This is a genomic window from Amycolatopsis sp. SID8362 (genome assembly GCF_010550475.1).
Classification (GTDB): Bacteria; Actinomycetota; Actinomycetes; order Mycobacteriales; family Pseudonocardiaceae; genus Amycolatopsis; species Amycolatopsis eburnea.
In genome coordinates this window covers 1-1,718 of sequence record NZ_JAAGNB010000986.1, presented here as the reverse complement: position 1 = coordinate 1,718, position 1,718 = coordinate 1, and the positions used below count along the sequence as shown (strand labels likewise).

The following is a 1,718-nucleotide window of genomic DNA, read 5'->3' as shown; positions in this document are numbered from 1 at the left end:
CGGCCGGCGAGTTCCGCCCGCCACAGCGCCGAGCGGGCGTCGGGGTCGAGCGGGATCCGGTCCGCCGTCACGCCGAGCGCGCGCAGCAGGGTGTCCAGCGCCGCCGCCGGGGTGACCGGTTCCTGGCCGGACGTGTGCCCGTGCAGGTCGATGAACAGCTGCGCGTCGCCGTACTGCCCGGCGAGCCGGTGCGCCGCGTGGATCGCGAGCGTCGTCTTGCCGATGCCGGCCATCCCGTCGATCGCCTCGATCACGACGGCGGTCGGCGCGGTGTGCGCGACGCCGTCCCGGACCGACAGCAGCCGGGACAGTTCCGCCTCGCGGCCGGCGAAGTCGGCGATGTCGCCGGGCAGGTCGTTGCGGCCCGCCACCACCGGCCGGGCCGGCGCGGTGGCGGCAGGCAGCAAGCGGGCGTCGTTGCCGAGGATCCGCCGGTGGATTTCGGACAGCCGCGGCGACGGGTCGAGCCCGAACTGGTCGACGAGCACCGAACGGGCGCGGGTGAACGCGTCCAGCGCGTCCGCCTGGCGGCCGGCGCGGTACAGCGCCGTCATCAGCTGCCCCCACAGCCGTTCGTGGCCGGGGTGCTCCTCGCTCAACGTCGTAAGTTCGCCGATCAGGGCTTCGCCCGCGCCGGTCGCGAGGTCGGCGTCGACCCGGTCTTCGACGGCGCCGAGCCGCAACGCGTGCAGCCGCCGCGTTTCGGCCTGCAACGCCACGGAGCCCGCGAAATCCTCGTAGGCGTCACCGCGCCACAGCGCCAACCCGCGTGACAGCTTTTCCGCCGCTGTCACCGGATCGCCTGCCACCAACGCGGTCCGCCCGGCGCCGACCAGTCCTTCGAACTCGCGGGCGTCGACGAGCGCCGGGTCCAGCCGCAGGGCGTAGCCGGCCGCGCGGGTCTCGAGCAGGTCGGGCACGCCGAGGGCTTCGGCGACCGGGGCCAGCGAGCGGCGCACGCGCGACATGTAGGTCCGGACTGTGCGCGGCGTGCCGGGAGTCGCGTCCACGTCCCACAACGCGTCGGCCATGGTGTCCACTCCGGTCACCCGCCCGGCGTTCGCGATCAGCAACGCGAGCAGCGTGCGGATGCGGGGTCCGCCCAGGTCGAGCGGCCGGCCGCGCAGCCGGACTTCGAACGCGCCGAGCACGCGGAACTCCGGTCCTGCCGGTCCCTGGGCCGCGCGGGTCTCGCTCGGGTCGTCCGTCCCCACCTTTCTCAGGAGGACCGGCCGCCGGTGTGGATACAGGGCCGTTCGGCCCAACTTCCGTGCTGTCGACCGGTTGTCGACGGGCTGTCGACCGGCCTTGCCACGGTGGGCCCATGGACGTCGCCAGCGAGATCGTGCTGCGGCTCGCCGACCCGGCGGCCCGCGCTTCCGTGCTGACCACCGACGCGCTGCTCGCGCTCGGCACCGTGGCCTACGAGCTCGACCCGGCGCTCGTGACCGAGCCGGTGACGGCCGTCTTCGACCGGTTCGACCTCGCGGTCCCGCTCGACCCCAGGGTGTCCGCGACGGCCCAGTTCCGCCGGACCGGCGAGCCGGTGCCCTGGGAGGTCGCCGCCTCCTGGGACACCGGGCAGGCGCCGCCCGTCGCGGCCGACGCGGTGTGGACCGGCGCCGTCGTGGTCCGCACCGCCGTCCTGGACGGCACCATTGTGGACGTCACCGCGCGGCAGTCCGGTGTGGACGGTCCGGTCGCGCTCGACGCCACGG

General features: G+C 75.0%; 2 protein-coding genes. One reads left to right on the top strand and one right to left on the bottom strand.

Annotation, left to right across the window (positions count from 1 at the left end; genetic code table 11):
• The coding region (locus G3I65_RS30915) for a BTAD domain-containing putative transcriptional regulator (RefSeq protein ID WP_309235822.1) at positions 1–1,214 on the bottom strand (1,214 nt) is incomplete at its 3' end.
• A gap of 110 nt (positions 1,215–1,324) precedes the next feature.
• Here G3I65_RS30915 and G3I65_RS30910 point away from each other — a divergent pair.
• Positions 1,325–1,718 (top strand): hypothetical protein (locus G3I65_RS30910; RefSeq protein WP_160699235.1); only part of this gene is annotated, 394 nt, incomplete at its 3' end.